General features: G+C 64.0%; 5 protein-coding genes. 3 read left to right on the top strand and 2 right to left on the bottom strand.

Features of this window, described 5'->3' with window-relative positions; genetic code table 11:
• Positions 1-180 precede the first annotated feature (180 nt).
• Positions 181-1,671 (bottom strand): AlkA N-terminal domain-containing protein, encoded by a 1,491-nt coding sequence (locus ACIQC5_RS24150; protein WP_400287748.1) that lies wholly within the window; start codon positions 1,669-1,671, stop codon positions 181-183.
• An 81-nt stretch (positions 1,672-1,752) separates the two neighbouring features.
• Between ACIQC5_RS24150 and ACIQC5_RS24145 the strand changes: the two genes are divergently transcribed.
• Positions 1,753-2,412, top strand: coding sequence for a DNA-3-methyladenine glycosylase (locus ACIQC5_RS24145; RefSeq protein ID WP_400287747.1), 660 nt, complete (start codon positions 1,753-1,755; stop codon positions 2,410-2,412).
• A gap of 22 nt (positions 2,413-2,434) precedes the next feature.
• Here ACIQC5_RS24145 and ACIQC5_RS24140 read toward each other — a convergent pair whose 3' ends face one another.
• Positions 2,435-3,052, bottom strand: a complete 618-nt coding sequence (locus ACIQC5_RS24140) for a GNAT family N-acetyltransferase (protein WP_400287746.1) — start codon at positions 3,050-3,052, stop codon at positions 2,435-2,437.
• A 161-nt stretch (positions 3,053-3,213) separates the two neighbouring features.
• On the opposite strand from ACIQC5_RS24140, the gene ACIQC5_RS24135 reads away from it, so the two are divergent.
• Together ACIQC5_RS24135 and tyrS are read left to right on the top strand one after the other, a co-directional pair.
• Positions 3,214-5,442 (top strand): AAA family ATPase, encoded by a 2,229-nt coding sequence (locus tag ACIQC5_RS24135; RefSeq protein WP_400287744.1) that lies wholly within the window; start codon positions 3,214-3,216, stop codon positions 5,440-5,442.
• 37 nt (positions 5,443-5,479) lie between these two features.
• The gene (gene tyrS, locus ACIQC5_RS24130) at positions 5,480-6,790 is read left to right on the top strand and encodes a tyrosine--tRNA ligase (RefSeq protein WP_400287742.1); all 1,311 of its coding nucleotides are present in this window, start codon (positions 5,480-5,482) and stop codon (positions 6,788-6,790) included.
• The last annotated feature ends 302 nt before the right edge of the window (positions 6,791-7,092 follow it).

Raw genomic sequence — 7,092 nt, 5'->3', positions numbered from 1 at the left:
GCTGCGACACCCTCTTCGCCATGCTCCGCGATGGCAGCCTCTACCACCCCAAAACACCCCAAACCCCTTGACGAACAACATAGGGACACTCTCACGTCCCGGTTCGCCGTCCCGAGGAAGCAGTTCGACGTCGGCACTCAGCCGGGTGCCGACGTCGGGATGCGAGGAAAGAAGCATGGGCTACCCGTCCGCAGGCTTAGCTGTTGCCCGCCACAAATGCATGGTCGCGTAGGACCGCCACGGGCTTACCTCGCGGAAATCGGCGCTGAGTCCCACCCCCACAGGGAGGACTTTCAGCCCGTTCCGAATTGCGGCGTCGTTGGCCAGGAAGATATCCGGCGCTCCCAGCACCCGCATGGCCACGTAGCCCACGGTCCAAGGTCCTATTCCAGGCAAGGGCAGTAACTTGCGTTCAAGGCTCGCGGGGTCATCGCCATAACCAAGGTCGAGCGAACCGGTGGCCATGGCTTCGGCCGCGGACATGATGGAGTCGATGCGGCGTTGGGGACCTCTCAGGAGTTCGCCACCATGCTCGGCGAGTTCGGCCGGCGTCGGGAACAGCTGTTCGAGCCCCGGCGTGGGACTGCTGACAGCCGAGCCGGCCACCGACAACTGCGTGAGCGCGGTCCGGGCTGCTGCCACCGTGATCTGTTGACCGATCATGGCCCGGATCAACAGCTCTTGAGGGTCCACAGCTCCCGGGACGCGGATGCCTGGAATAGAGGCAACGCTGCCCACGAGACGGGGATCCGTCGCCAGGGCGTCGTCGATCGATTGTGGGTCGGCGTCCAGGTCGAACAATCTACGGACACGGCTCAGCAAAGCGGGGAGATCATGGAGGTCCACGGCGGTGGCAGTAAGTTGCAGCGGCTTGCCCGGTGTTGATGGCTTGTAGGCAACGGTGAAGGAAGCGCTGCCTCGGGGGAGTCTTAGGGTCCGGGCGTAGGTTCGGGTTCCGTCTGTCAAGGTATCGGCACGTTCGATGCCGGGAACCGCACGAACTGCCAGGAAGTCGAAAATTCCGGGGTCGAATGGTTCCCTGTACGGCAGGTTCAGTGTCAGCGCCGCATGAGCCGCGCCGGGTGCCCCCGCAGAACCCCGGTGTGGGGCGGCCTTCGTCGCAGTGGCGCGCACCGCCGTCGGGGTCATGGCGAAGACCTCACCAATAGTGTCGTTGAACTGCCGCACACTGTTGAAACCGGAAGCAAAAGCGACGTCCGAGAGCAGCATATCCGTGGAAACCAGCAAGGTTCTGGCGGTTTGGGCTCTGCTCGCGCGTGCCAGCGACAGGGGACCGGCGCCCAGTTCATGGCTGAGGATCCGGTTGAGCTGCCGGGCAGAGTAGCCAAGCCGGTGGGCCAGGCCGTCGACGCCCTCGCGGGTGATGACGCCGTCGTTGATCAGCCGCATCGCGCGGCCCGCGACGTCTGAACGGATGTTCCAGGCAGGTGTTCCCGGAACCGCCTCCGGTAGGCAGCGCTTGCAAGCGCGGTAACCGGCCTCGTGCGCCGCGGCGGAGGTTTCGTAGAACGTGATGTTCTCGGCCTTGGGCGTCCTGGCCGGGCATGATGGCCGGCAGTAGATGCCCGTTGAGCGCACGGCCGTGAAGAATTGTCCGTCGAATCGGGTGTCGCGGGCGTCGATCGCGCGGTAGCGCTGCCAGAAGTCCATGACTTCATCCTGTCAGCCGCTGGACGCCGCGGCTAGCGGAAATCAGACATGGCCATGGAGGGGAGTTGCTAAGGTCTGGGCATGAGCGCGTTTGCAGCCAGCGAGCCCGGTGAGGTGCGTGGATTCCTCGCCCAGGATCCACGGATCGTCGCGCCGCTGTTTCTTGGCGCGGTGCTGACTCACCGCTCGGAAGCTGGCCCAGTGTCAGTTCGGCTCACGGAAGTTGAGGCTTACCTCGGGCCACGGGACTCCGAGCATCCGGACCCGGGCTCGCACACGTTTGGTGGCCTCACGCCACGCAATGCGCCGATGTTTGGACCGCCGGGGTTCCTGTACGTCTACTTCACCTACGGCATGCATTACTGTGCGAATATCGTGTGCGGACCCGACGGCTGGCCCTCCGCTCTGCTTCTGCGTGCCGGTGAGATTGTGGCCGGAGTGGAGCTGGCCAAGGCCCGGAGACCCGCGTCCAAGGTCTCCACTGACTTGGCCAGTGGACCTGCCCGACTCGCCTCGGCACTGGGGCTGACGACGGCGGACACAGGCCGGGACGCGCTCGCGGCGCCGTTCAGTGTGTGCTTGCCGGAGTCGCAGGCGGCAGCTGTGGCGAGCGGGCCGCGGGTGGGGGTCGCGGGCGACGGAGGGAGCACGGACTATCCGTGGCGGTACTGGATTGAGGACGATCCGACCGTCTCGCGCTACAAGCCAGCACGGCCACGCAACCGCGGTATCAGCGGGTAGGTGGCGCCTCGGGGGAGCCGGTTCAGGCGGCCCAACCGTGCGGGGCCGGTTGCTCTGTTGGCCACTCCATCACGGCCAGCCGTTCAAGGAGCCGGTCGCGGACGCCGGGCCATTCGTCCCGCAGGATCGAGAAGACGGCGGTATCGGACCGGGTGCCGTCCGGTGCCAGGCGGTGGCTCCGCAAGGTGCCCTCGTAGCTGGCTCCAAGGCGGGAGATGGCTGTGGCGCTCCTGGTGTTGCGGGCGTCGCAGCGGAAGCCAACCCGATCGACGTCGAGAACGTCGAAGGCATAGGCGAGCAGCAGGTGCTTGCTGGCCCGGTTCGCAGGCGTCCCCCAATAAGGGCGGCCAAAAAAGGTGCCGCCGATGTCCGTTCGTTGTTGGGCGTGGCTGTAATCCGTCAGTGACGTCGTACCCAGCGTCTGTCCGGTGGACTCATGGGCCACGGCGAAGGCAATGGATCCCGGATCGCCCAGCCGTGTGGTGAACAGGCCAGCCAGATCGTCGACGCTCTGCGGTTGGCTGGCCGCCATGCCTGCCCACAATTCGGAATCGATGAACCCGTGGAGGGCATGTGCGTGCCAAGGCGACAGGGGAACCAGGCTGATTCCGTGCCCGGAAAGGGTGACATCGTGCTGCATTGCAGCATCAAAGCACCCCTGGTGTCCTGGGCGAACGCTAAAAAGGTAAGCAGGACGTGAACTTTGTGTGACGTGATCCGCCTCATGGCAGCCACCCCACACGTTTACGGAAATCGCTGTAGAATGGACGGTCTGTCTTTTGCGATAGGGGTTACAGTTCGATGCACGACGCTGATTTGGTCCACGAGCAGGAATACGTCGCCGGGCTCTATGCCCGGCTGGATGAGCTGCGCGCAGAAAAGCGCGCCCAGCTGGCGCAAGTGCGCAAGGCGGGCGCAGTGGGAACCATGCAGAACGTTTCCGAACGTGACGCTTTCGCGGCGCTGTACGAAGACCGTCTGGCCCAGCTCGACGCCGTCGACGACCGTTTGGTCTTTGGCCGCCTGGACCTGGACTCGGGTGAGGCGCAGTACATCGGTCGCATCGGCCTTTCCACTGCGGATCTCCAACGGCTCATGGTTGACTGGCGTGCGCCTGAAGCCGGCCACTTCTACCAGGCCACCGCCTTCGACCGCCAGGGCGTGCGCCGGCGTCGGCACCTGATCCTGCAAGGACGGGACGTGAAAGCGATCGAGGACGATGTTCTTGATGCCGGGATGCTCGCCGACAACGACTCCCTCCAAGGCGAAGGTGCGCTGCTGGCTGCGCTGAACTCCAAGCGCACGGGCCGCATGTCCGACATCGTGGGCACCATTCAGTCCGAGCAGGACCGGATCATCCGTTCTTCCATTTCCGGCGCCCTCGTGGTGCAGGGCGGTCCGGGAACGGGCAAGACCGCCGTGGCGCTTCACCGCGCCGCGTACCTGCTTTACACGCACCGCGATCGCCTCAAGAGTGCCGGCGTCCTCCTGGTCGGCCCGTCGTCCTCGTTCATGCACTACATCGAGCGCGTGCTGCCCTCGCTGGGTGAAACCGGTGTGGTCATGGCGAGCCTTGGCCGCCTGATGCCGGGCATTCACGCCGTCCCTGAGGAGGACGCCGACGTCGCCGCCCTCAAGGGCAAGCTCGACATGGCCACCGTGGTGGCCAACGCGGTGGCGAACCGTCAAAGGACGCCGGCTGAGGACCGCATCCTTGAGGTCGATTCCCGGAAGCTCACGCTGTCCGTACGTCAGGTCCGCCGTGCCCGTGAGAAGGCCCGTGCCACCGGCAAGCCCCACAACGAGGCACGCTTGACCTTCGTCAAGATCCTCCTGCGGGAGCTCACCGAACAACTGACCGACCTTGTCGAGGAAGCCAATATTGGCAACAATGCAGATCGCGCTTACCTCGCCGAAGATGTCCGCTCTGCACGGGATGTCCGCATTGCGCTGAACCTGTGCTGGATGCCCATGACTCCGGAGAAGCTGATCTCCGAGCTCTTCAGCAAGCCCGCTATCCTCGAGGCTTGCACGCCACACCTGACGCCGGCTCAACGGGCGTTGCTGACGCGGCCCGTGGATGCCCCGTGGACCGAGGCCGATGTGCCGCTCCTTGATGAGGCCGCCGAATTGCTGGGCGAACTTGACCCCGCTGCGGGCAGGGGGCTGGCGCAGCAAGAAGCGGACCGCGCCCGCGATCTCGCCAATGCCAAGCAGACGCTGGCCAACATGGAGGCCATGGGCGTCGACGTCCTGGTAACCGCAGAAGAGCTGGCTGAGCAGAACCAGGAACGCGAAGGTCGCTTGACTGCCGCCGAACGGGCCACGAGCGATCGCTCCTGGGCATTCGGCCACATCGTGGTTGACGAGGCCCAGGAACTCTCGCCCATGCAGTGGCGGCTGCTGGTGCGGCGCTGCCCACTGAAGTCGTTCACCATTGTGGGGGACATCGCCCAGACGAGCGCCGCGGCCGGCGCCAATTCGTGGGCGAGTGCCCTGGCGCCGTCGTTCGGTGACCGCTGGCAGCTCGAAGAGCTGACCGTCAATTACCGCACGCCGTCCCAGATCGCGGAGGCCGCTGTACGGATGGCCAACAGGGCAGGCCTCGTGGTCTCCGCCCCGAAGGCCGTCCGCGAAGGCAAATGGTCGCCGATCGTGGACCGCGTGGATGCGGACGGCATCGTCTCCAGGCTTGTTGAGGTCCTGCCGGAGGAAGTAACAGCGATCGACGGCGGCTTGCTGGCTGTGATTGCCGACGGCCCGCTCCTGCCTCAAGCCACTGCGGCCTTGCGGAAGCTTTACGGACGACGCATCGGCGCCGGCGCCGGCAGCTATGAGCAGGACATCGTTGTGATCAGTCCCAAAGAAGCCAAGGGCCTGGAATTCGACGGCGTCATAGTCCTGGAACCTGCAGCGATGCTCAACCACGAGCACGGCAAGGTGGGGGACCTTTACGTGGCCATGACGAGGCCCACGCAGCGTCTGCGGCTCATCGCCGCGGCGCCGCTGCCGGCCGGCATCGAGCGCTAGACAAAACAGGCCTTCCAATCCTGCTAACTTAGAACTCGTGTCACACGTAAACAACCTCGAGTCCCAGCACAACGATCCCGCCTTTGCCAACATCTGGCAGGAGCTCAAATGGCGCGGCCTTGTCCACGTTTCCACTGATGAAACGGAACTGGAAAAGCTGCTCGCCGGGGACCCGATCACGTATTACTGTGGCTTCGACCCGACCGCTCCCTCGCTGCACTTGGGCAACCTTGTGCAGTTGCTGGTGATGCGTCGGCTCCAGCTGGCAGGTCACAAGCCGCTTGGCCTGGTGGGCGGTTCCACCGGCCTCATCGGCGATCCCCGTCCGACGGCGGAACGCACCTTGAACACCAAGGACACCGTCGCGGAGTGGGTGGTCTACCTGCAGAACCAGGTCATGCGCTTCCTGAGCTTCGAGGGCGGGAGTGCCGCCCGCATGGTTAACAACCTCGACTGGACGGCTCCGCTGAGCGCGATCGATTTCCTGCGCGAGATCGGCAAGCACTTCCGTGTGGGTACCATGCTGCGCAAGGATGCCGTCGCGTCACGCCTGAGCTCGGACGAGGGCATCAGCTACACGGAGTTCAGCTACCAGATCCTGCAAGGGATGGACTACCTCCAGCTGTTCCGCGATTACGGCTGCGCATTGCAGACCGGCGGCTCGGATCAGTGGGGCAATCTGACCAGTGGCACCGAACTGATCCGCAAGGTGGAAGGCAAGAGCGTTCATGCGCTGGGCACTCCGCTGATCACCAACTCGGATGGCACCAAGTTCGGCAAGAGCGAGGGCAACGCCATTTGGCTCGACCCGGAGATGTGCAGTCCGTACGCGTTCTACCAGTTCTGGCTAAACACTGCCGACGCTGATGTCGTGGATCGCCTCAAGGTGTTCACGTTCCTGTCGCGCGCAGAAATAGAAGCGCTGGGGCAGGCCGTTGCGGAGCGTCCGTTTGCCCGTGAGGGCCAGAAGAAGCTCGCCTTCGAAGTCACTTCTTTGGTGCATGGCGTCGACGCAACGGAAAAGGTCATCGCAGCTTCAGCCGCGCTATTCGGCAACGGCGATCTCACGGTCCTGGACGAACGCACGTTGGAAGCCGCGACGTCGGAACTTCCGACGGCGCGGATCGGTACCGACGGTTTGGGCATCATTGATCTGCTGGTTGCCTCGGGACTTTCAGACAGCAAATCGGCGGCGCGGCGCACTGTTGGCGAAGGGGGCGCCTACGTGAACAACACCAAAGTGTCCGATCCCGACGCCGTCATTGCCCAGGACGAGTTGCTTCACGGCCGCTACTTGCTTCTGCGCCGTGGGAAGAAGAACCTGGCAACCATTGAGGTTTCCGCCTAGTTCCCGCGGTTTCTGTACGACTTTGCACGCTTCTCCAGACCCGATTTGCGCGGGTCCGGGGGAGCGTGTATTGTTTTCTGAGTCGCCGCCGCTGAATGCGGAAAGATGGTGACGGACTCCCTTTCAAATGGCCGGTTTCGGTGGCGTTTTTGTGCGTCGTTGGTGTGGTTTGGGGGGCTTGGATCTGGTTTGCTTTGTGCGGCTGGTTCGGGTAAGTTTGAAAAGTTGCTCCGGAGCGATCCAGCGAAGGCTGGTGGTACTGCTTTGGAATAGTGACCTGTTGTTTGAGAACTCAATAGTGT

Source organism: Paenarthrobacter sp. NPDC092416 (genome assembly GCF_044755025.1).
GTDB lineage: Bacteria > Actinomycetota > Actinomycetes > Actinomycetales > Micrococcaceae > Arthrobacter.
This window is presented reverse-complemented; position numbering and strand designations above follow the sequence as displayed.